The organism is Mycobacterium sp. 2-64 (assembly GCF_035918375.1).
GTDB classification, from domain to species: Bacteria; Actinomycetota; Actinomycetes; order Mycobacteriales; family Mycobacteriaceae; genus Mycobacterium; species Mycobacterium intracellulare.
In genome coordinates this window covers 2,379,985-2,401,225 of record NZ_CP142361.1, presented here as the reverse complement: position 1 = coordinate 2,401,225, position 21,241 = coordinate 2,379,985, and the positions used below count along the sequence as shown (strand labels likewise).

Annotated in this window: 18 protein-coding genes, 5 pseudogenes and 1 riboswitch; of the genes and pseudogenes, 12 read left to right on the top strand and 11 right to left on the bottom strand. The window is 65.1% G+C overall.

Annotation, left to right across the window (positions count from 1 at the left end; genetic code table 11):
• Positions 1 to 1,818, top strand: coding sequence for an ABC-F family ATP-binding cassette domain-containing protein (locus tag QGN31_RS11370; RefSeq protein WP_014385088.1), 1,818 nt, complete (start codon positions 1 to 3; stop codon positions 1,816 to 1,818).
• Positions 1,819 to 1,922: 104 nt separating this feature from the next.
• On the opposite strand, the pseudogene QGN31_RS11365 reads toward QGN31_RS11370, so the two are convergent.
• Positions 1,923 to 2,192 (bottom strand): annotated as a pseudogene (locus QGN31_RS11365) (hypothetical protein); the annotation flags it as partial.
• A 161-nt stretch (positions 2,193 to 2,353) separates the two neighbouring features.
• On the opposite strand from QGN31_RS11365, the gene QGN31_RS11360 reads away from it, so the two are divergent.
• The 5 genes from QGN31_RS11360 (at position 2,354) to QGN31_RS11340 (ending at position 6,044) form a co-directional block, all read left to right on the top strand.
• Complete coding sequence (locus QGN31_RS11360; protein ID WP_054585614.1) at positions 2,354 to 2,611, top strand: CopG family transcriptional regulator; 258 nt, start codon at positions 2,354 to 2,356, stop codon at positions 2,609 to 2,611.
• Positions 2,608 to 2,997 carry a type II toxin-antitoxin system VapC family toxin gene (locus QGN31_RS11355; RefSeq protein WP_054585613.1) on the top strand — a complete coding sequence of 130 codons (390 nt, stop codon included), beginning with the start codon at positions 2,608 to 2,610 and terminating at the stop codon, positions 2,995 to 2,997. Before QGN31_RS11360 ends, QGN31_RS11355 begins: the two co-directional genes overlap by 4 nt.
• An 817-nt stretch (positions 2,998 to 3,814) precedes the next feature.
• A complete protein-coding gene (locus QGN31_RS11350; protein ID WP_054585612.1) occupies positions 3,815 to 4,516 on the top strand; it encodes a cation transporter in 702 nt (233 codons plus the stop codon).
• A 336-nt stretch (positions 4,517 to 4,852) separates the two neighbouring features.
• Positions 4,853 to 5,590 (top strand): DUF1275 family protein, encoded by a 738-nt coding sequence (locus QGN31_RS11345; RefSeq protein WP_054585611.1) that lies wholly within the window; start codon positions 4,853 to 4,855, stop codon positions 5,588 to 5,590.
• Between the two features lie 169 nt (positions 5,591 to 5,759).
• On the top strand, positions 5,760 to 6,044 hold the full coding sequence (locus QGN31_RS11340) for a TFIIB-type zinc ribbon-containing protein (protein WP_054585617.1): 285 nt from the start codon (positions 5,760 to 5,762) through the stop codon (positions 6,042 to 6,044).
• A gap of 485 nt (positions 6,045 to 6,529) precedes the next feature.
• On the opposite strand, the gene QGN31_RS11335 is transcribed toward QGN31_RS11340, so the two are convergent.
• The 8 genes and pseudogenes from QGN31_RS11335 to QGN31_RS26345 form a co-directional block, all read right to left on the bottom strand.
• The gene (locus QGN31_RS11335; RefSeq protein ID WP_054585610.1) at positions 6,530 to 7,720 is read right to left on the bottom strand and encodes a PPE family protein; all 1,191 of its coding nucleotides are present in this window, start codon (positions 7,718 to 7,720) and stop codon (positions 6,530 to 6,532) included.
• Between the two features lie 15 nt (positions 7,721 to 7,735).
• Positions 7,736 to 7,894: pseudogene (locus tag QGN31_RS11330) on the bottom strand (PE family protein); the annotation flags it as partial.
• Between the two features lie 20 nt (positions 7,895 to 7,914).
• Positions 7,915 to 9,219, bottom strand: a complete 1,305-nt coding sequence (locus tag QGN31_RS11325) for an MFS transporter (RefSeq protein WP_054585609.1) — start codon at positions 9,217 to 9,219, stop codon at positions 7,915 to 7,917.
• On the bottom strand, positions 9,216 to 10,361 hold the full coding sequence (locus QGN31_RS11320) for a PLP-dependent cysteine synthase family protein (protein WP_082408946.1): 1,146 nt from the start codon (positions 10,359 to 10,361) through the stop codon (positions 9,216 to 9,218). The genes QGN31_RS11325 and QGN31_RS11320 overlap by 4 nt, the downstream gene beginning before the upstream one ends.
• A 114-nt stretch (positions 10,362 to 10,475) precedes the next feature.
• On the bottom strand, positions 10,476 to 10,799 hold the full coding sequence (locus QGN31_RS11315; protein WP_082408947.1) for a hypothetical protein: 324 nt from the start codon (positions 10,797 to 10,799) through the stop codon (positions 10,476 to 10,478).
• A gap of 109 nt (positions 10,800 to 10,908) precedes the next feature.
• Positions 10,909 to 11,952 carry a cation diffusion facilitator family transporter gene (locus QGN31_RS11310; protein WP_085165636.1) on the bottom strand — a complete coding sequence of 348 codons (1,044 nt, stop codon included), beginning with the start codon at positions 11,950 to 11,952 and terminating at the stop codon, positions 10,909 to 10,911.
• Between the two features lie 90 nt (positions 11,953 to 12,042).
• Positions 12,043 to 12,459 (bottom strand): hypothetical protein, encoded by a 417-nt coding sequence (locus QGN31_RS11305; RefSeq protein WP_224188588.1) that lies wholly within the window; start codon positions 12,457 to 12,459, stop codon positions 12,043 to 12,045.
• A gap of 370 nt (positions 12,460 to 12,829) precedes the next feature.
• Positions 12,830 to 13,228, bottom strand: a pseudogene (locus tag QGN31_RS26345) (pyridoxal-phosphate dependent enzyme); the annotation flags it as partial.
• A gap of 1,331 nt (positions 13,229 to 14,559) precedes the next feature.
• A riboswitch (M-box (ykoK) riboswitch) is annotated at positions 14,560 to 14,730 on the top strand.
• A 289-nt stretch (positions 14,731 to 15,019) separates the two neighbouring features.
• Here QGN31_RS26345 and QGN31_RS11295 point away from each other — a divergent pair.
• The 6 genes and pseudogenes from QGN31_RS11295 (at position 15,020) to QGN31_RS11270 (ending at position 19,655) form a co-directional block, all read left to right on the top strand.
• A complete protein-coding gene (locus QGN31_RS11295) occupies positions 15,020 to 15,319 on the top strand; it encodes a PE family protein (protein ID WP_054585852.1) in 300 nt (99 codons plus the stop codon).
• Between the two features lie 15 nt (positions 15,320 to 15,334).
• Entirely contained in the window at positions 15,335 to 16,552 is a 1,218-nt protein-coding gene (locus tag QGN31_RS11290; protein ID WP_082385944.1) for a PPE family protein, read from the top strand.
• A 114-nt stretch (positions 16,553 to 16,666) separates the two neighbouring features.
• Positions 16,667 to 16,963: a WXG100 family type VII secretion target gene (locus tag QGN31_RS11285; RefSeq protein ID WP_054585851.1), complete on the top strand. Its 297-nt coding sequence runs from the start codon at positions 16,667 to 16,669 to the stop codon at positions 16,961 to 16,963.
• A gap of 28 nt (positions 16,964 to 16,991) precedes the next feature.
• Complete coding sequence (locus QGN31_RS11280; RefSeq protein WP_054585850.1) at positions 16,992 to 17,276, top strand: WXG100 family type VII secretion target; 285 nt, start codon at positions 16,992 to 16,994, stop codon at positions 17,274 to 17,276.
• Positions 17,277 to 17,446: 170 nt separating this feature from the next.
• A pseudogene (locus tag QGN31_RS11275) lies at positions 17,447 to 17,956 on the top strand (CBS domain-containing protein); the annotation flags it as partial.
• A gap of 31 nt (positions 17,957 to 17,987) precedes the next feature.
• Entirely contained in the window at positions 17,988 to 19,655 is a 1,668-nt protein-coding gene (locus QGN31_RS11270) for an NRAMP family divalent metal transporter (RefSeq protein WP_054585848.1), read from the top strand.
• 155 nt (positions 19,656 to 19,810) lie between these two features.
• On the opposite strand, the pseudogene QGN31_RS11265 reads toward QGN31_RS11270, so the two are convergent.
• Both QGN31_RS11265 and QGN31_RS11260 read right to left on the bottom strand, forming a co-directional pair.
• Positions 19,811 to 19,957: pseudogene (locus tag QGN31_RS11265) on the bottom strand (IS256 family transposase); the annotation flags it as partial.
• A 93-nt stretch (positions 19,958 to 20,050) separates the two neighbouring features.
• On the bottom strand, positions 20,051 to 21,229 hold the full coding sequence (locus QGN31_RS11260) for a PPE family protein (RefSeq protein WP_054585847.1): 1,179 nt from the start codon (positions 21,227 to 21,229) through the stop codon (positions 20,051 to 20,053).
• Between the last annotated feature and the right edge of the window lie 12 nt (positions 21,230 to 21,241).

The following is a 21,241-nucleotide window of genomic DNA, read 5'->3' as shown; positions in this document are numbered from 1 at the left end:
GTGGCGCACCTACTCGGAGCCGAGGCCGTACACCTCGAATACCCGACCCGGGTGGTGTTCGGGTCGATCACGCTCGGGGTCAACGACGGCGCGCGAATCGGCATCGTCGGGCGCAACGGCGACGGCAAGTCCAGCCTGCTGCGGCTGCTCACCGGCCAGCAACAGCCCGACTCCGGCCGGGTCACCCGGCGCAGCGGGCTGCGGGTCGGCGCGCTAAGCCAGGCCGACACCCTGGACCCCGACCACACCGTGGGGTGGACCCTGGTCGGCGACGCCGCCGAACACCAGTGGGCCGGCGACCCGCGGGTCCGCGACGTGGTCACCGGGCTGGTCTCCGACATCGCTTGGGACGCAACGGTTGCCACGCTCTCCGGTGGGCAGCGCCGGCGGGTGCAGCTGGCCAGGTTGCTGGTGGGCGAATGGGACGTCATCGCGCTCGACGAGCCCACCAACCACCTGGACATCGAGGGGATCACCTGGCTGGCCGGCCACCTGAAGGGGCGCTGGGCGCGCAACACCGGCGGGCTGCTGCTCGTCACCCACGACCGCTGGTTCCTCGATGAGGTCGCCACCACGACGTGGGAGGTGCACGACGGGATCGTCGAGCCGTTCGACGGCGGGTACGCGGCCTACGTGCTGCAGCGCGTCGAGCGAGACCGGATGGCCGCCGCCGCCGAAGCCAAGCGGCAGAACCTGATGCGCAAGGAGCTGGCGTGGCTGCGTCGCGGCGCCCCGGCGCGGACCTCCAAGCCCAAGTTCCGGATCGAGGCCGCCAACCAGCTGATCGCCGACGTGCCGCCGCTGCGTGACACCGTCGAGTTGGCCAAGTTGGCGAGCGCCCGGCTCGGCAAGGACGTGATCGATCTGCTCGACGTGTCGGTCTCGTTTGGCGGCCGGCCGGTGCTGCGCGACGTCGAGTGGCGGATCGCCCCGGGCGAGCGCACCGGCATCGTCGGGGCCAACGGCGCCGGGAAGTCCACGCTGCTGGGGTTGATCGACGGCACGATCGCGCCCGATGCCGGCCGCGTCAAACGCGGCAAGACGGTGCGGCTGGCGGTCCTCGACCAACAGGGCGACGCGCTGGGCGCGGTCGACGACGACCGGATCGCCGACGTGCTGGGCCGGCTGCCCGGCGCCTACCAGGTCGACGGCCGTGAGGTGACCCCGGCCCAGCTGCTCGAGCGGCTCGGCTTCGGACGCGGCCAGCTGTCCGCCCGCGTGGCGGATCTCTCCGGCGGCGAGCGTCGGCGGCTGCAGCTGATGCTCACGTTGCTGTCCGAGCCCAACGTGTTGCTGCTCGACGAGCCGACCAACGACGTGGACACCGACACGCTGGCGGCAATGGAGGATCTGCTCGACTCCTGGGCGGGAACGCTGATCGTCGTCTCGCACGACCGCTATCTGCTGGAGCGGGTCACCGATCAGCAGTACGCGGTGCTCGACGGCCGGTTGCGGCACCTGCCCGGCGGCGTCGACGAGTACCTGCGGCTGGCCGAGCGGCGGCAGGACGGGGCGGGCACCGAAGAGGCGCGGCCGGCGCAGGCTTCGCGGTCGGCGCAGGAGTCGCAGCCGTCGCAGGCGTCGCGGCCCGCGATGTCGGGCGCCCAGCGCCGCGCCGCCGAGAAAGAAGTAGCCTCCCTCGACCGCCAGCTCGCGCGGCTGGCGGACCGGATCGAGGACAAACACCACGAACTCGCCGCCCACGACCAGTCCGACCATGTCGGCATCACCCGGCTCACGCAGGAGCTGCGCGCGCTCGAAGACGAGGTCGCCGCGACCGAGAGCCGTTGGCTGGAGCTTTCGGAATTGCTCGAATAGCGGTGAGCGGCTACAGCTTTCGTGATGCGGTGTAGGTGTGCGACCTGGTGGTGCGAACGAATTTCGTTATGCACCAACGTGTTTGATCGCTAGCACTGGCCGGGCTAGTTGTTTGTCGGTGGTGGTTGGGGTTGGAAGGGGTCATACCACCACCAGTCGGCGCGTTCCCCGGTAGGTCCCGGACACGGCGGCACCGCGGGCGGGGGTCGGGTGGGTGGGTGTGCCAGTGAGCCCGGGCTCAGTACCCGGCCGGCGTCGTCGGTCACGGTCAGGGCGTCTGCGGGTCCGGTGAGGGTGATAACGCCCCGGTGATGCAACCGGTGGTGATAGGGGCAGACCAGCACCAGGTTGCTGACAAGTTCCCAAGCTACCCCCTTGTTGCCGCGTCCAGCACTTGGCTTTCGCGTCGCGCGCGACCGCCCTCTGAGCAGCACCGCGCAGGGACCGCCGGGCTGTCCTACAAAGTGCGTCTTGCACGGTTCAAAGTCCTGCGCTGCACGAGTCGGAACCACCGCTGTGATGTATGATGCGGCGTATGAAACGCACGAACATCTACCTCGATGAGGAGCAGACGACGACCCTCGACCGGCTGGCAACACAACAGGGTGTGTCACGTGCCGAACTGATCCGCCAACTGCTGAATCGCGTTCTTGCGAATGCCGACGAGAGCCTCGCGTCGGACCTTCAAGCAATCGACGACTCGTTCGGCGCGCTAGCTAACATCGAGGTGCCGGTGCGCGGCCAGAGCGGTCGCGAGGACCACCTGGCGCGCATCTGGCGCCGCTCATCGTGATTCTGGTCGACTCCGATGTGTTGATCGCGCATCTGCGCGGCGTCGATGCCGCCCGAGACTGGCTCACCGGTGCGCGAAAGCGCGGGCCTCTCGCGATTAGCGTGGTGTCGGTCACCGAGCTGATCGGTGGAATGCGATCAGCCGAGCGTCGCGAGGTATGGCGGTTGTTGACATCGTTTCGCGCTGAACCCGCGACCGAGATCATTGCCCGTCGCGCGGGCGACATGATGCGCCGATATCGCAGCAGCCACAACGGTATCGGCCTCGGCGACTACCTCATTGCAGCGACCGTCGACGTTAAGGGACTCGAGTTGGCAACCCTCAATGTGCGCCATTTCCCCATGTTCAAGGATCTGTTGCCGCCGTTTGCCACCACGCCTGGGTAGCGACTTCAACGGCAGCGGCGCAGACATGCAGAAAGCACTTATTCGAACCGTCCGGAACGGTCCCCGCGGGCGAGCTTTCCTCACTGCGTCGGCCTCGATTCATCAGTGCCGAGTCGACCGTCGCCGCGTCCAGAGGCCCTCCGCGCGCGCTTCGACCGGTTCCGGCGCGGACCTCGATCGGGCCGGCGCCACGACGTCGTGCCGCCCTGCGGGGCGGCGGTGGACCGGGGGGTTACCGCCTCACAGATGTCACCTTACCGATAAGTCATAAATATGCCCGCATCGGCTAGAAGGATTACATTTGAGGATCTGTAACCGGGCAGACGGCGGGGTGATGGTTGGGTGTGCCACGTCGTCACCTCATCGGGGTCCACCGCGCTGAGCGCCGGGGCTGAAAACTCCGTGCCGGGATCACAACTGGCATCTGAGATCTCGACGTTTACCACCGCAAAACCCCCGGGGTGGGATTGAGCGTGCGCGCACCATGTTGCGCAGATCAACAGAAGTCGTCACAGTGTGGCGGTGCCGGGGCGGTTGCGCGCCGGCTATAAGATGGCCCAGTGCAAATGTTGCAGTCTTTTAGTGAGTTGCAGCTGGTGGTTTCGGAGCGGTCGGTGATATCGAGATGCGCTGTCGACCTACATCACTGGGGCGTGGCGGTGGCCGACCCACCAGGGCGCGCTTCGTTGTCCCGGTTGACGCAGCACTCACTCGTTGATGGGCTCGTGTGCTCCGCGGCCGTGTCGTCGGCGATCGGCCATCGGGTGGGTTTGCGCCCAACCTGCGGCGCCGACGGCTGGCCAACGGAGCCAACGTTATGAGTAGTTTCCGTCCAGTCGGCGATCCCACCGAATTTGTAGGTGACACGTGCTGCGCGGAGTCCACGCAGGTCGCGCGGAATTCGGTGACGCGGGACGCGGGATGGCGCGGGGCCGCTCGCTGGGCGCGGCGGCTGGCCTGGGTCAGCTTGATCGCGATGCTTACCGAGGGCGCGGTGGGGCTGTGGCAGGGCCTAGCGGTCGGGTCCATCGCACTTACTGCTTGGGCGCTAAGCAGCGCGCCCGAGGGCTTGGCCAGCGCGATGGTGGTATGGCGGTTCACCGGCGCGCGGATGCTGTCCGAGAGCGCCGAACGACGCGCCCAACGTGGTGTTGCCGTGTCGTTTTGGCTGACGGCCCCCTACATCGCCGTTGAGTCTATTCGGCATCTGGCTGGTGAGCACCATGCGGAGACTTCGATGGTCGGTATCGTGTTGACGGGCGTCACCTTGCTGGCGATGCCGATCCTTGGCCGGGCCAAAAAGCAACTAGCCGCGCGGCTGGGCTCGGCGGCCACCGCCGGCGAAGGTACCCAAAATTACCTTTGCGCGGCCCAAGCCGCCGCGGTGTTGATCGGCCTGGCGGTAACTGCCCACTGGCCGAGCAGCTGGTGGTTTGACCCGGCGGTCGGGCTTGCCATCGCCACCGTCGCCGTCTGGCAAGGCGTCCGAGCCTGGCGCGGCGAGGACTGCGGCTGTTGAATCAGAAACGACACGCCAGCTGGCGCCGTCAGTCGAGGCGGTATCAGGACAAGCGGGCGTAGGTGACCGCCGCTACCCGACTCGGGGTTGCGCCGTATCGCCATCATCACGCCACCCGCCTTGGGGGCGACTACGTACTCGCGTTAACCACAGGGTCCGCTGTGTGGGCGCACGCCTGGGTCAGACAACTACGGCGACTGGACGGTTGTGGTGATGCCAGCAGTGCGGCCGACCCGAGATTCCGTAGTTTTCTCAGGCAGCAGGTTGGCGGGGCGACGTCTGTTAACGCGGTCTTGGTAGCGTTGTGCCACCACCGATCACCGGACAGGGAAAAACATGCCGCACATGCAAACCCGCGGAACGCGCTTGCGGGTGCTGGTGCTGGGCTACAGTGGGATTCTGGCCGGAATCGCCGGATTCATCAATTCGGTCGCACTGCTGGTTTTGGCGTTTCCCGTTGGCAACCTGACCGCTCTGAGCACCCAGCTCGGCATGGATTCGGCCAACCCATTGCTATACGAGAGCTGCATGATCGCGCTGATCGTGGGGGGTTTCTTGGCTGGAGCCGCTGGGGCCGGAGCGGTACTGGCTACGGTGCAGACCCACACCAGTGCGCGTCACGCCGCGGTCCTGCTTGCCGAGGCCGCACTGCTGCTAGCCGCCGCCGGCATCGAGATTCCCGGGTTCAAGGCCCTGCTAGCCGCGGCCGCGTGCGGGCTGCAAAACGCGATGACCTCAAACTTTCCCGGGATGACAATCCGCACCACGCACTTCACCGGCACCATCACCGACCTCGGTTTAATATTGGGCCGCAGCCGCCACCATGGAGTGGATAGATGGAAAGCCACTGTGCTCGCGACAACCGTGGTGCTGTTCATCGGCGGCGGTGCCACGGGAGCGCTCATCGGCGGCCGGTTGGGCCACAACGCGCTGCTCCTTCCGGCCGCCGCCTGCCTGGCCATCGCGATGGCCATCCTGTGGTATAGCCGCCGGCGCAGCAGCCGAATGGCCAGCGCAATATCGGCCCTCGAGCCCGCGCACGCCCCCCTTGTTGACCGAGCACCAGCAGGCTAGCCGCACACCCAAATCGCCCGCATTCGTACATGCGCATGCATTTATGTCTGTTAGCCTAGGTGGGTGAGGCATTTGCCGTTGCCTCTTTAGGGAGGTTCAAGTGACAGGCGAACGTGAATCAAAACAGACCAACGAATCGACGCTGCTGTGTCCGCGGTGCGTGTCGCAGATGTTGCCGGTGCAGCGCTTCGGGGTGACCATCGATCAGTGCACCGGTTGCGGCGGCGTTTTTCTTGACCGCGGCGAACTCGAGCAGCTCTCCGAAGCCGAGGCCAAGTTCTACGCCGCCCCACAACAACCCCCACAGCCACCGCCGGCAGGGTACCCGCCTCAGCAGTACGCGGCCCAGCCGGGGTACGTCGAAAATCCGCGCCCGCGAGGGTTTTTGGGTGGCTTGTTCGGGGAGGGCTATTACGGTGGTCGCCACGGAGGATACCGTGGCGGGCACCACTGACATTGATTGTTTCCAGGCGGTCGGGATTGGTCGTGGTTTGGTACCGGTAAGTGTCGCGCCGCTCTGACTGATGCGCTGCCGGGTTGTCTTTTATCGATCAATTCAGCCGCCACTGCAGCTTCGGGTCTCTGGGATCTAGAGAGGCGCGATCCTGGCATTGTTGGTCGCCGTGGTGATCGTCGGGCTGGGCGCCAACTTCTTGTGTTAATGCACCGACGCCGCGTCGATTATTTCGGCGCTTATCGCGATCCGCGTGGCGCTGCGCCTGGGCACAAGACCGCGACCGAAGGCTCCTGGTCTTCGACCTAGCTCCACCGCGGCTGAACCGAATGCTTTGGACATGGTCAGTCTTCCGCCAAGCTTACGCTCGGCGTGTCCGAGCAAGATGAACTCGACCGTTGATTCTGACAGACCGATTGTGGCTATGGCTTCAATAGGGCGAGGCCACGTCACGCGTCCGCGGCTAGGGATTGGTGTTCCTCCTTTTATCCGAGGGTCGCCGAGGGCGGGACCACCGTCAGGCGGGGCATGAACCGGAGGTCGGTTTCGACGACGTTGCCTATGCCGCGCCCGGCCATCGTTGCCATCGGCGCGCCGAGCATGCTTGCGGGAGCGCCTGCTGTGGCTCCTGGGACAGTGGCCAGGTTGGGGCTGAACGGTGCCGTCGGGGCAGGACTCAGTGCCGGGGCCGCCGAGGCCCAGGTCTGCGGCACCGACAGCGCCCCGACCGTGGCCGCCCGGCCCACACCCGCCGATACCGCCGCTCCACCGAGTCCTGCTGAGCCGGGTGCTCCCAGCGCGCCGGAAGCGAGTGCGCCCGTAAGCCCCGATCCCGAAGGGGCGGTGCTGGCGGCGCTGACGGCCGGTATCAGAGACTTCATCTGATTCGCGTTCGAGAGGAGTGCACTCGATATCCACGCGAACGAGCTTGTCATCGACAACGCGGGATTCATGGAACTTAGCGACGAACTCAGCGACGACAGCGACCCGGTGGACGACTCGGACGTGGACGACAGCGGCGATGCGAGCTGTTGCAGGGCGGTGGGCACCGTGGAGGTCACCTGCGACAGGACCGCCTGCGTGTCGGTGCTGGCCGAGCTGGCGGCGGCTTGGGCGACCGCGGCCCCTTGCCCGGCTGGGCCGGCCGGGTTGGTGGTGGGTTGCGGCGGGGTGAACGGGATCAAAGTCGACGCACTCGCCGAGGCGGCAGCGTAGCCGTACATGGCGGCGGCGTCTTGGGCCCACATCACCGCGTACTGCGCTTCGGTGGCCGCGATCGCCGGTGTGTTTTGCCCGAGGATGTTCGTCGCGATCAGCGACATCAACAGGCTGCGGTTGGCCGCGATGAACGGTGGCGGCACCGTCATCGCAAACGTCGCCTCATAGGCGGCCGCGGCCGCCATGGCCTGCGAAGCCGTCTGCTGGGCCATTTCGGCAGTGGTGTCCATCCACGCCACGTAGGGGGCGCTCGCGGCGGTCATCGCCGCCGACGCCGGACCCAGCCACGGTCCGCTGGTCAGCCCTGAAACCACCGAGGAATAGAAGGCGGCCTCCGAATATAGCTGCTCGGCGAGTCCCTCCCAGGCCGCCGCCGCGGACACCATCGAGCCCGGGCCCGGACCGGCATAGATCCTTGCCGAGTTGATCTCGGGTGGCAAAGCTGCGAAATCCATCATTTCACCTCGCAGTGCCTAGCCGGCCGCGACCGCGTTGGCAACCTCGGTGAGCGCATACGAATCAGCGCTAATGCCAAGGGTGTTCGCGAACAATTTTTGGATCACCGCAGCTTGGGCGCTGACGGCCTGATACATCTGCGCGTGTGCGGCAAACTGCAACGCCGTCAAAGCCGCCGGCTGGGTAGTCACAAACGTCATGATCTGCTCCTGACTGTTTCCGCCTGGACTTCTTCTGATGGACAAGACCCCACCCGCGCATCAGGAAACGCAGGTCCCGCGCGGCCCGCGGGTTGGAGGCGGTTGAGCGCAACCGTGGCGATGATGCCGATGAGAACGAGCCCGCCCCAGACCAGTGCGTCGGCGCTCAGGCGTTGTGCCGCAGCGAATATCGATCCGGTGGCCAGGTTGCCGACGAGGATTCCTGTTCCGACAATGGTGTTGTAGAACCCATAGTGGGTGGCCACGAGTCGGCCCCCGGCCAGGGAGACCACGGTGTCCATCTCGAACGGGAAGACCGCGGCGGAACCGACGGCGAGCATCGCCGCCGATAGCAGCAGGGCTCCCACCGCCGCCGGTGTCCCGAATCGATGGCCGTCGGGAATGACCGTCAGCGGCACAAACGAGGCCGCCAGGATGGCCACACCGATCGCCAGGCTACGTCCGGGTCCCCAGCGTTTGGTGAACCAGCGGGTGATGCGCAGCTGTCCGAGCACCGCAACCAGGCCCGAGATGACGAAAAGCGCTGCAACCAACGCTTTTCCGGACCGTGGTGTCAGCATCGACGCCTGCAGCGGCAGCGCCAGATACACCTGGAAGGTCAACACGTATGAGCCGATCATCGCCGCCGCGAAGAGCAGGAACGGCCGATTGCCGGCGATAACCCGCCAATCCTGCAGAAACGAACTCTGACGCGGCGCCGACTCGACACCGCGCTGCGGCAACGCCAACAGCTGCGCCGCGGTCAGCACAGCGAACACGGCCGCCGCTGCCGCGGCCGTGACCTGAAAGTCGACGGCCACCAGGACCAGTCCTACCAGCGGGCCCAACAGGATTCCGGCCTGATAGAACAGGTTGAACATGGCGAAGGCCTCCACGCGGCGATCCCCGGCGTCAGCGGCCAGATAGGCACGCACCGCCGGGTTGAACAAGGCGCCGGCGAACCCGGTCGCCGCGGCGGCGATCAGCACGGCCGGCAACGATTGGGCCACCACCAGCAGCGCGAATCCGCCGGTGCGCAACACACACCCGGCCACGATCAACGGCTTGTAGCCCAGCCGGTCAGCCAAAGTGCCGCCCACGATGAACATGCCTTGCTGGGAGAAGTTACGCACCCCTAGCACCAGCCCGACCGCCCAGGCGGCCAGCCCGAGCGGGCCAGCCAGGTACCCGGCCAGATACGGCATCAGCATGTAAAAACCCACGTTGATACCGAACTGGTTGAGCATCAGTACCCGACTGGGCCCGTCGAACCCGCGAAAGCGTGCGATAAAGCCCCTCATCGCAACACCAAAGCCGGGTTGGTGACGGTGGTGGTGCGGGTCCAGGAGGTCACCACGCGTTGCCTGGGGTCGGTGATGACCGCCGGTCCTGGGATGGGCTGCCAGCCCAGCAGCTGGTGCTCGCGGCAGTAGTCGTCGTTATAGATGGTGTCGAAGTAGCGTTGCGGCCCGTCGGGAAACACCGCGGCGATGCGGGTGTCTTTGGGGTGGGTGCGCGCGGCCCAGCCGGCCACCAAAGCCACCGCCCCCACGCTCCACCCGCCGCTGGCGAAGTTGCTGGCCGCTAGGGCGCGAGCCGCCCACACCGCCTCGGCGGGGGCCACCCAGTGCACCTCGTCGAAGGCGTCGTAGTCGATGTTGGCCGGATAGATGCTCGAGCCCAGCCCGCGCATCAACCGGCTGGCGACGGGTTGGCCGAAAATCGTCGAGCCGATGGTGTCGACCCCGATCAGCTTCATGTCGGGGTTGAATTGGCGCAACACCCGCGCCACCCCCGCCGAATGCCCGCCGGTGCCCACCGAGCAGACCAGCACATCGACGCCGCCGAGCTGATCGAGCAGCTCCAGCGCCAGTGATTGGTAGCCGGTGATGTTGTAGGGATTGCTGTACTGGTCGGGGCACCAGGCGCCAGGGTGGGTGGCCAGGACTTGGGCGACGCGGTCTTTGCGGGCCTGCTGCCAGCCCCCGACCGGGTGCGCCCGGCTCACCAGCTCGACGTCGGCGCCGTAGGCGGCCAGCATGTGGCGCACGATGGGTTCCATGCCGGTGTCGGTGACCACGGTGACCGGGTGCCCGTAGGCCTGGCCGGCCAACGCCAGCCCCAAACCCAAACTGCCGCTGGTGGATTCCACGATGCGCGCCCCGGGTGTGAGTTCGCCGCGGGCGCGGGCGGCTTCGACCATGTGCAGGGCGGGTCGGTCTTTCATGCTGCCGCCGGGGTTAAACCCCTCCAACTTGGCCCAAAACCCGCGATCGGGCGGGCTCAGCGGCGCCGAGACCCGCAGCACCGGCGTATCGCCGACCAGGGCGGCGGGTCGCCGGGAAGTGGCGGGGGCGGGCTGTCTGCAGTCGCGCGGCTCGAGAACCTTCAACGCTGCGAGGGAGTGAACACCAGTGTTGTCAAAAGAAAGAGCTTCGTTCATGGGATTTCGTCGCTTTCATGCGGGAGCCGCGAACCAGGGCGCGGCAGTTGACATGGGTCAGCGGTCACCGGCCGCCGCCGCCACAAAGGGCAGAAACGACCTGACGCTGACCAGTCAGCGACGAGACAAGCAGAACCGGGTCAAGACCTCTTGACCGGTGAGCGCAAAAGCCGGGGCGCCCGGTGGGCCCCGCCCGGCGGGCACCCCAAGCAGGCCCAGCCCACCGGCCACCGCCACGGCCGCCACCACACCCAACACGATCAGCATCGCCACCGCAGCGCCCGAGCGCGGCAACACCGCCGTCGTGAACTGCTCGGGATGCTCGCTCGGCGATCCCTTGCCCAGATGCGGATGATCGACGCTGAGAGCAGGCTGACCGCCACCACTTGCCGAGGACACCGCAGGTGCCGGATGCACTGCCAAAGCCTGCGAATTCATGATCACACTGTCGGCGCCAATCAGGACCCCCCACACGGCCAAGCAGACCGCCACCACACACCGCAGCCGTGGCCCGCTACCGCTCCCGAACCTCATAACAGCCCAATTCCTAACCGCGAATATCCGACAACGACGAAGAGCTGATGCCTCTGGTGGCCGACTCGGTGTCGTGGGCCCGCCTGTTAGTCGAGCGGTGCGTGGGACCGTGCGGGTCTGCGCAGTGCGCGCAGGCTCCGTCCAAATCGTGTTCGTTGAGGCCGTTTGACTTTTCGTGCTCAAGCTGCAGCGTGATGTGTGAAATTCCGTGCGTGTGCGCCAGCAACTCCGCTAACTCGGCCCGGGTGTTATGGCAATCACGGTCCGCGTCCACGATCACGTGCGCCGAAAGCGCCGGTTGCCCGGACGTTATTTCCCAAACGTGCAAATCGTGAACTTCCACCACCGCGTCGCGTGCCGCCATCGCCTGTCCGATTGCTTCGGGCTCGACCCCGCAAGGCGCGGCCTCTAAGAGCACCAGGCTTGCCGCACGCACCAACCCCGTGCCAGCCTTTGCCATCAACACCACCACGACAAGCGTGGCGATCGCGTCGGCACGCGCAAACCCGGTGAACACCATCACCACGCCGGCGACTGCCGTGGCGATGAACGCGAACAGGTCGTTGAGGATGTGCTGGAAAGCGCCCTCGACGTTGAGGCTGGAGCGATTAGCGCGACTGATCATCCACGTCGCGGCCACGTTCACCACGACCCCGACCAGCGCCGTCATCAGCACCAGCTTGCCGGTGACCGGCGACGGGTCCATCAGCCGACGGGCCGCCTCATAGGCCAGCCACCCCGCCAATACTAGTAAAGTCAGGCCGTTGGCCAACGCAGACAAGATCTCTGCCCGTCGCCATCCGTAGGTCATACGGCCCGCCGCCGGCCGTGCTGCCAAACCGATAGCCCACAGCGCCAACGCGATTGAGGCCGCGTCAGTAAGCATGTGCGCCGCATCCGAGATCAGGGCGAGCGATCGTGCAACGATTCCTACCGCCACTTCGCCGACCATAAATGTGGTAATCACCGCCAGGGCGCCAACCAGCCACCGCCGGTCAGCATCCGCTGTACGTCCATGTCCATGTCCATGCCCGTGGGCGTGGCCGTGTCCGCTCATGATCGCATCCTTTCGAAACGGCTGGGGACTAGATCCCCGGTTACAATTGCTTTGTCGGACATTCCATTTCGCTTCCTGATATGAATTGCGTCATTTTCTTTCTTCGGTGTTGACTTCCTCCGCCGCAAGGCAGGCTCTGTTGCGGTTCAGGCGATGCCGGTTTGATGACCGCTGGTCGGACGAAGGCGATTGAGCGCAAATACCGCAGCAACGCCCACAAAAAACGCTGCTGTCCAGCAGTATTGCGGTACGGTTCCAACGTAGTACCACGCCGAAAATCACCCTCGTCGCGGAATTGCCGATCAAGGGCGAGATTCCGAGCATGGAGTTGCAGAACCTGTAATGTGTTGTCACTAAACGGTTGCCGCCAGAAGTAGCTACGATGGGCATTTCGAGTGGGATCACCGCGGCGGAACCGAGCACAAGCAGCGCTGCGGAGACTACAAGTGCTCCGAAGGCAGCTGACGTCGCTAAACCCTGACTGACGGGCAGGACCATCAGCGGCACGTACGACACAGCAGGTATGACTAGACCGACAGTCAAGCTCGGCCCGCAACCTTACCTGTCGGAGAACCAGCGGGTGATCCGCAACTCGCCGACGACGGCCACTACACCTAAGATAACGAATGTCACTGCGCCGAACAACGTTTGGAACCGCAGTGTCAGTACCGAAGCCTGCAGACGCAGGTCGAGGTCGACCTGGAAGATCGATGCATACGAACCGATCATCGCCGCGGCAAAGAAGCAGAAAAGGCGGGTTGTCCAGGGAGATCCGCCAATCGTGCAAAACCGAGGTGCATTTCGGCGCCTGCTCACTCTGGTGAGGTAGCAGTCGCAGGACTCCGGACGGATCGCGGCCGGTACCCGCTGCGCACACCACCACATCGATCTCGCCTTGCTGGACGCGCAATTCAAAGACCCGCAATCGACGCCCGGCGACGGTGCAACAGTTGTTGTACTGATCCGCATTCCATGCACCGGGATCGGTAGCAAACGACTGCGAGACACGACTTTTGCGGGCTTGCCGCCATCCATCAACTGGGTCCGGTGCATCGACAAGGACAACATCGGCGGCGCAGGCAGCAAGCATCCGCCGAATGCTCGGTTCCATCGCGGTATCGGCGACAACCGTTACCGGATCCCCACATACCCAGCCCGCCAAAGCGGGTCTCAAACCCAGGCTGCCGCAAGCCGACTCAACGATCCGCGCCGCAGGTAGCAATGCGGCGCGGGGGCGCGCCTTTTCGACCCTGTGGATGACAACGAATTCTTTCATGCTGTCACCTGGGTCGAAGTTGAAAAGCTTCGCCCAGAAACCACGCGTCCGAAACGCCCTGCAACGCCGCGACGCTCAGCGCCGGCGCATGCCCCGCCAAGACGCCCAACCGAACATGGGCGGCAGGCCCGCGCCGCCAGCAGGACCGCGCCCGAATGGCGGAAACAGTTGGCCAGCAATATGGATCGTTGCCACAGGGATTAACGTCAGTCATTTGATCGTCACTTCCATTAGCGCGCGACACGCGACAATTGGTAAGAAACGTTCACCGGCCGGCCAAGCGAAGCGCGCAGCGGCCTGACGATAACTGATCAGCGACGAGACAAACAGAGCCGGATCAACAGATCTCGACCGGCGCAACGCACTGCAAGCGCAGCGGGCGGACCCCGCACCGGCGCCGCCGCGGGATAAGCCAACCACCCCGCCCCCCCAACTGGGCTGACTGCGGCGCCGAAACTCGCCAACGCGGCCACGGACGGTGTCAAGGCGACGGCCATGAACTGGTCGTCGTGGTGTGTCGACGAATCTCTTTTTGCGTGTGCATGGTCTGGGGGTAGCTGATCCCTGACCACTTGCGACGATTCAAGCGAAGTTGCCGCTTCACCGGCAACGATTTCCAGATCCGTTGAGTTAGTTCTACTTTCGTGGTGGTGTGCGCCACCGATTACCATCCACAACATCAACCATACTGCGGCTGTTACCGCGACCAAACGGGATCGCGGCATTGTCGGATCGGCAACGTCGATTCTCATGACAAACTCGAAGCTAGCACCGCACGGGAACGATGTCGTCGGCGAAAGCCTTGCTGGGACAATATGTTCCCGACTTGACACGACTCGTTCAGCGCTTGCTCACCACCAGCTCACTTAACGAACCAGATCGAGCGTTAACCCGCGCCGGTTTGGCTGCTTTGCATGATCTCGGTTCGGTTGCGTCAACGGTCCGTCAATTCGTACTTCTCGCCTTCGGGCGCCACACGGCAATCGATGGCCGACGATATGGCGCGGTCACAGCAGCGCCCCCGGTGTCGCCATCAATGTCCAGTGCGCCGAACCGCCGCAAGATCCTCACCAGCTCACCCGGCATCGGCGCCAGCCACATGCCAGCCGGCATGCCCAGCACGGCCTAGTAGAGGCCCGGTGCAACGCTGGCGTTCACCCACCGTCAATCCCATCGTCTGGGCCTGCTGCGCCGCACCGGTTTCGCCGCTTCAACACGCCACTTCGCGGGCAGCATTTCTCTTTGGGACAACGAAGGGGGCACGCGGGCATTGTTGGTGAGTCAACGCGCCGGGTTGACTGGTGCCGCCTTGAGTGCGAAGATAACGTTCGCATAAACCTCGGTAGGTGAGGCGTCTGCACGGATATAGGCCACTGACCTCGAACGTCGAGAGACGCCCCGGGTCAGGACAGCTCTTCTCGGCTTAAGGGTTGAGCCCAAGTGGCTTCCGGCTCAACCGGATACGCCGTGTGGTGCCAAAGCTCTGACGAGAGGGGGCCGCGCCCGGCCAAATCGCCGGGTCGCCTTACCCCGGTGTGCGACTGTTGGCACCCCCGTGTGCCCTGGCCGTGAGGAGGTGAGAGCGAGATGAATCGCGGTGATAGTCCCTATCCGAGTCCGATGAGCATTTCGTTCGGATCCGGCCCCGGCATCGTTTCCACTATCTGAATCGGCTTGCGCCGCTTCGGTTATCACTTGCACGTGTCCGTTTCGGGGCGTGTGTTGTTTTGGCGTGCTTTGACACGACCACATCCGCAGCCTTCAGTCTGCATTCCGTTGAGGAGAAGTCCGATGTCTTTTGTGACCGCACAGCCAGAATTGCTGGCGACGACAGCCGATGATTTGCGCAATATCGGTTCAGGGCTCGCTGCCCAGAACGCGGCCGCGTCTAGGCCCACGGCGGGCGTGATTCCTGCAGCGGCCGAAGAGGTTTCGGCATTGACCGCGGTCCAGTTCGCTGCCCACGCCCAGCTGTATCAAGCGGTGAGCGCACAAGCCGCAGCAGTTCATGATCTGTTCGTGCAGACCTTGGCGGCCAGTGCCGTTTCGTACGCCGCCACCGAGGCCCTCAACACAATCGCGGCCCGCTAAAGGAGGCGTGTAGCAATGATCATGATGGTGGATTTCGGCGCGTTGCCGCCCGAAATCAATTCCGCAAGAATGTATTCCGGCGCGGGCTCGGCGCCGTTGCTCAGCGCCGCCGCGGCCTGGGACGGGCTGGCCGCTGAATTGCGTTCGGCGGCGACCTCCTACAGCTCGGCGATCTCGCGATTGAGCAGCGAAGGCTGGCGCGGCCCGGCGTCGATCTCGATGGCGGCCGCCGCAGCACCTCTTGTCGCCTGGATGAACACGACCGGGATGCACGCTGAACAAACCGCCACCCAGGCCATTGCGGCCGCGGGTGCCTATGAGACCGCGTATTCGATGACGGTGCCCCCGCCTGTCATCGCGGCCAATCGTAGCCATTTGTGTGCGTTGGTCGCGACCAACGTTTTGGGGCAGAACACGCCGGCGATCGCGACCACCGAGGCTCACTACGGCGAAATGTGGGCGCAAGACGCGGCCGCGATGTACGGATACGCTGCCGCTTCGGCGACCGCCTCGAAGGTGACGCCGTTCACCGCGCCACAACAGACAACGAATGCGGCCGGGCTGGCCGGGCAGGCCGCCGCAGTCGGCCAGGCCACTGGTACGCCGGCAGGTGCGGGCACGCAGACCGCACTGTCGCAGTTGACTTCAGCGGTGCCCACGAAGCTGCAGAGCCTCGCGGCACCCGCGTCGTCTTCGTCGTCGACGTCGGGACTTTCGGAAATCCTTGGCCAACTGCCTGGGTCTGGGTCTGGGAATCCGCAGCTCAACGACTTCTGGAACCAGTGGGGGCCCAACGCGAATATCTGGAACACCATCTTTTCGTCCGGGTTCTACACCCCGAGTAACACTTTGGGTGCCTTTACGAGCTTGTTGGGCGCCGGCGCAGCCGGGGGCGCGGCGGGAAACGCGATCGGAGAAGCTGTCACCACCGGCCCCCTCGGAGGCCTATTGGGCCTGGCTGGCCTGGGCTCCGGCGGCGGCGCATCGGCGGCCCTGGGTCAGGCCGCGTCGATCGGCCCGTTATCGGTGCCCGCGAGCTGGACCGCCCTAGCCCCACCGACAAGCCCTCTGGCCTCAGCGCTGGGCGCGACACCCCTAAGCGCGCCTCCGGGAGGTGTGATGCCCATGATGCCCGGCATGCCGATGGCGAGCACGGCCGGGAACCACATAGGCAGTGCTCCCAAATACGGGCTCCGGCTCACCGTAATGGCCCGCTCACCCATCGCCGGATAGCAGATACGGGGATCGGCTGCGAGCCTCAGTTCGACGGCCCCAAACCGCATAAGCCGTCCGGCCACCATTCACCGCTTGTATGGCACTCGATGAGTGCTAGGTAAGGACATTCAGATGACTACGCGTTTTATGACCGACCCGCACGAGATGCGCTCGATGGCAGGGCATTTCGAAGTGCACGCCCGAACTGTGGAGGACGAGGCCCGCAAGATGTGGGCATCCTCGCAAAACATCGCCGGCGCCGGCTGGAGCGGTACCGCTCAGACGACCTCGTACGACACCGTGAGCCAGATGAACATCGCGTTTCGCAATATCGTCACCATGCTGCACGAGGTGCGCGACGGACTCATCCGCGACGCCAGCAACTACGAGGGCCAAGAGCAAGCCTCCCAGCAGATCCTGGGCAACTAACCGCTTTTCACCCGTGAGGAGAACACCGATGACAATCAACTACCAGTTCGGCGACGTCGACGCCCACGGGGCACTGATCCGCGGTCAAGCCGCCACCCTACAGGCCGAGCATCAGGCCATCATTCGCGATGTGCTTGCCGCCGGAGACTTCTGGGGCGGGGCGGGCTCGACGGCCTGCGAAGAGTTCATCACACAATTGGGCCGCCACTTCCAGGTGATCTACGACCAGGCCCACGCCCACGGCTGCAAAGTACAAACGGCCGGTTCCAACATGGCCAGCACCGACAGCGCCGTCGGCTCCAGCTGGGCCTAACCCTAGCGCGGCAGCCGTATTGCCGCGCCTGTGCCACCACCACCCACCACTGATCCACACGTTGCGCCAAGGAGGGGTCACATGCACAAGTTGTGGATCGAGGCCCGAGGACCGCTCCACCCGTTCGGACTGCTGAAGACACCCGGCGGCCACATTGGCCGCCCTCCCACGAAGTCGCCGCGTTGCTCGCTCGGATGCGTGCCGACGACGCCGCCGACGCGACCTTCAATTCGCGCCGCTCCCACCCGGCACCGTGTTCTGGAGTCGATGTCCGTACCCCAGCGCACCCTAAATGTCTGCCTTTGTTGGGATTCAACCCGCACAGCGCAGGCGGATTGATGAATGTCGACATCGTCTCCTGCGAAACATGGGCGTATGCAGCTGCACGTCCTCGGCGAGTGCGGGCAGCTGGCTGGCGTGGTGTCAGTGATCGCTCTGTTGCAAACGAACGTTCGGATGCGGCTGTAACACTGATGTTTTCGGATGTCATCTTGGTAGCTGCCGATGCCGATGTGAGCGATGTCGCGGTCTTGATGGCCGACTACAAACTGCACACCATTCCGGTCGATGACGAGGCTCAGGTGCTGGGCGTGGTAACCGTCGACGACGTGCTCAAAGCCACGATCCCCGACGGCTGGCGACGGCGAGAGCCTGGGCCAGGCCCGGCCGCGAAGACCTGACCTGGATGAGCAGCAAAGAAGGAGAATGGCTATGACGATCTTGGACCGCCCCGGTTCCGACACAGTGTTGGAGGCGCCGCACGGCACCGCGGTGCTCGACAGCGCACACCTCGGCGACATCGAAGGTGCACTGGGCCGAATCAGCCTCAGCGACACCGCCCGTCCGCGCAGCTTGCAAATCCGCCTGGCCACCATGCTGGCGATCATCGGGCCCGGCTTGATCGTGATGGTCGGAGACAACGACGCCGGAGGTGTCGCAACGTACGTGCAGGCCGGACAGAACTACGGCTACAGCCTGCTGTGGGTGCTGGTGCTGTTGATCCCGGTGCTGATTGTCAACCAGGAGATGGTGGTCCGGCTCGGTGCGGTCACCGGGGTCGGACACGCGCGGTTGATCAATAAACGGTTCGGCCGCGGCTGGGGCTGGTTTTCCGTGGGTGATCTGTTTCTGCTGAACTTTTTGACCCTGGTCACCGAATTCATCGGCGTCACCCTGGCGGCTGACTACATCGGCATCCCCAGATATGTGGTCGTCCCGTTCGCCGCGATCGCGCTGATCGCCATCATGGCCAGCGGCAGCTTCCGTCGCTGGGAACGCGCGATGCTCGTGTTCATCGCGATCACGCTGCTGCAAATCCCAATGTTGCTGCTGTCCCATCCGGACGCGGGGCGCGCCGCGAAATCGCTTGTCACCCCCGGCATGAGTGGTGGAGTCACCTCGGACGCGGTGCTGTTGATCATCGCGATGGTCGGCACCACGGTCGCCCCGTGGCAGCTGTTCTTTCAGCAGTCCAACATTGTCGACAAGCGCATCACGCCGCGTTTCATCGGCTACGAGCGCGCCGACACCACACTGGGTGCCTTCGTCGTGGTGATGGGGGCGGCGGCGTTGATCATGACCGGCGATTGGGCCGCGCGGGCCACCAACAGCGGGGGGCGCTTCGTTGACGCCGGCGCGGTTGCGCATCTGCTCGGCCAAATCGACACCACCCTGGGGTCAATGTTCGCGATCGTGTTGCTCGACGCCTCCATCATCGGGGCGGCTGCGGTGACCCTGGCCAGCAGCTATGCCTTCGGGGATGTGTGCGGACTCAAGCATTCGCTGCACCGCGGCTTCGGTGACGCCAAGCCGTTCTACCTGTCCTACACCGGGATGGTCGTGATCGCCGCAGTGATCGTGCTTATCCCCGGCGCGCCGTTGGGGTTGATCACCACCGGCGTGCAAGCGCTGGCCGGGTTGCTGCTGCCCAGCGCGACTGTCTTTTTGGTGCTGTTGTGCAACGACCGGGAAGTTCTGGGCCCGTGGGTGAACCGGCCGTGGCTCAACGTGGTGTCAGGGCTCATCGTCAGTGTGCTGTTGCTGCTCTCGGGGATACTGATGGCGACGACGGTGTTTCCCGGCCTCGACATCGTCTCACTCGCCGCCGACCTCACCGTCGGTCTCGCCATATGCGCCGCAACCGTTTTCGGTGTGCTGCGGTGGTCTGGCCGCCGCCGACCGAAAAAACAGTGGCCTGACCAGCCCTCCTTTGAACTGGCCAGAACCGAACGGGCCACCTGGCGGATGCCGCCGTTGACCTCGTTGAAACCGGTGTCCTGGTCGGCCGGAACTCGGCTAGGCATGCTGGCCTTGCGTGGCTATCTCGTCGTCGGGGCGATCCTGCTCGTGGCCAAAGCCATCCAACTCGGCAGCACCTGACGACGACCGTATGCGTCGGACGCAGCAGCTCACCTGGCGGCACCGCCAGCGCGAATTACAGCTTCTCTTACTTCCCAACGCATTTGTAGCCGCAGCGTCGCTGCGCTATCAGGTCTGGGCAACAAAACCTTGGCGCGCGTCAGCAAAGCAGATCGCGCGAAGGCGGTCACCGCCGGTTTCCACCGCATTGGTCCATCGCTTCTGTCCGGTCCCGGTCAGGTGCGGTGACCGCGTGATTAAGTAGAGGCATTCGAGTGCGGCCTGCTGGTCGGGAAGTGTCCGCGGACACGGATGGCCCAGCCGTGCCTGAGAGGGCAGCAGTGTCCGTGGGCCGATCGAACGGCGTTGCCCAGAACAGGATCTCGACCGAAAGGACCCGCGATGTGGTTGCCGAGCTATCCGGCAAAGGGCGGGCGTGCCATCACCGTGGGGCGGATTCCGTAGCGCGGACCGGTGCCGGTCGAACCCCCGCCGACGCCCGCCAGCGGCATCCCGCCCAGCAGGTTTCCGGGCCCTGACGTGTCCGGGGTGGTGATGAAGCGGCTGACCGGAATCGACGATGCCCCGGAGGTGACCGCCGGGGTCGCGGCCGACCACGTGGGCGGTACGGACAGGCCGCCGACCGGTGCGGCCGAGGCCAAGCTTGCCGATATGGCGCCGCCGCCACCGGTCAGGCCGCGCAGCGACGCGCCGACGGTGGGCAGGGCCGCGGCGGCCTTGGCGCCGTCGCTGGCGGCCTTGGCGGCGGGTGCTAGTGCTTTGCCGAGTGATTGAAAGTGCGTTGTCATGCCGGTAGCGCGATACATCATTGCGAGGGTGTTTTGGGTGGGGCTGACGTATTGCGACCACAAGCTCACAAACTCGTTCTGTTTTAACGCGTCCGTGATCGGTGTTGTGGACGCAGGTGCTGCACTGGGTGATGCGAGGCTTTGCAGTGCAGAAGGCGTGGAGGACAACAGTTGTGACTGCGTAGCCTGCGTGCCCGCGCTGGCCGACGTGCTAGCGGCTCGGTTAACCGCGGCGGCCTGCATGGCCCCTCCGGCGGGGTTGGTGGTTTGGGTCGGCTCGGTGAACGGCGTCACTTCGGCAGTCGGTGCGGTTTGGGCGGCGTAGCCGTACATCGTGGCGGCGTCTTGGGCCCACATTTCACCGTATTGGGCCTCCAGCTGCGTGATCAGCGGAATGTTTTGACCGAGGACATTCGTCGAAATCGCCTGGGCCAGCAGGGTGCGGTTGGTTTCGATCAGCGGTGGGGGCACCGTAGCGGCGAACGCGGTTTCGTAGGCCCCCACGGCGGCCCTGGCCGAAGTGGCGGCCTGTTCGGCTTGCGCGGCGCTGGTACGCATCCATACCAGATAGGGTTTGGCTGCCTCAGCCATTTGTGTCGATGCCGGGCCCAGCCATCCTTCGCTGGTCAGTTGTGTGATTACGGTGTCGTAGGCAGTGGCGGCGGAGTCCAGCTCGGCGGCCAGCATGTTCCAGGCCCAGGCCGCGGCCATCATCGATCCCGGTCCCGGTCCGGAATACATGCGCGCAGAATTGAATTCGGGGGCTAACGCTCCGAAATCCAGCACCTGTTCACCCTC

Bases quoted from the DNA above. Each gene is read 5' to 3' on its own strand.
- QGN31_RS11360 (WP_054585614.1), top strand. From the start codon at position 2,354: ATGAAACGCACGAACATCTACCTCGATGAGGAGCAGACGACGACCCTC.
- QGN31_RS11350 (WP_054585612.1), top strand. From the start codon at position 3,815: ATGAGTAGTTTCCGTCCAGTCGGCGATCCCACCGAATTTGTAGGTGAC.
- QGN31_RS11345 (WP_054585611.1), top strand. From the start codon at position 4,853: ATGCCGCACATGCAAACCCGCGGAACGCGCTTGCGGGTGCTGGTGCTG.
- QGN31_RS11340 (WP_054585617.1), top strand. From the start codon at position 5,760: ATGTTGCCGGTGCAGCGCTTCGGGGTGACCATCGATCAGTGCACCGGT.
- QGN31_RS11335 (WP_054585610.1), bottom strand. From the start codon at position 7,720: ATGATGGATTTCGCAGCTTTGCCACCCGAGATCAACTCGGCAAGGATC.
- QGN31_RS11325 (WP_054585609.1), bottom strand. From the start codon at position 9,219: ATGAGGGGCTTTATCGCACGCTTTCGCGGGTTCGACGGGCCCAGTCGG.
- QGN31_RS11320 (WP_082408946.1), bottom strand. From the start codon at position 10,361: ATGAACGAAGCTCTTTCTTTTGACAACACTGGTGTTCACTCCCTCGCA.
- QGN31_RS11315 (WP_082408947.1), bottom strand. From the start codon at position 10,799: ATGAATTCGCAGGCTTTGGCAGTGCATCCGGCACCTGCGGTGTCCTCG.
- QGN31_RS11310 (WP_085165636.1), bottom strand. From the start codon at position 11,952: ATGAGCGGACACGGCCACGCCCACGGGCATGGACATGGACATGGACGT.
- QGN31_RS11295 (WP_054585852.1), top strand. From the start codon at position 15,020: ATGTCTTTTGTGACCGCACAGCCAGAATTGCTGGCGACGACAGCCGAT.
- QGN31_RS11290 (WP_082385944.1), top strand. From the start codon at position 15,335: ATGATCATGATGGTGGATTTCGGCGCGTTGCCGCCCGAAATCAATTCC.
- QGN31_RS11285 (WP_054585851.1), top strand. From the start codon at position 16,667: ATGACTACGCGTTTTATGACCGACCCGCACGAGATGCGCTCGATGGCA.
- QGN31_RS11280 (WP_054585850.1), top strand. From the start codon at position 16,992: ATGACAATCAACTACCAGTTCGGCGACGTCGACGCCCACGGGGCACTG.
- QGN31_RS11270 (WP_054585848.1), top strand. From the start codon at position 17,988: ATGACGATCTTGGACCGCCCCGGTTCCGACACAGTGTTGGAGGCGCCG.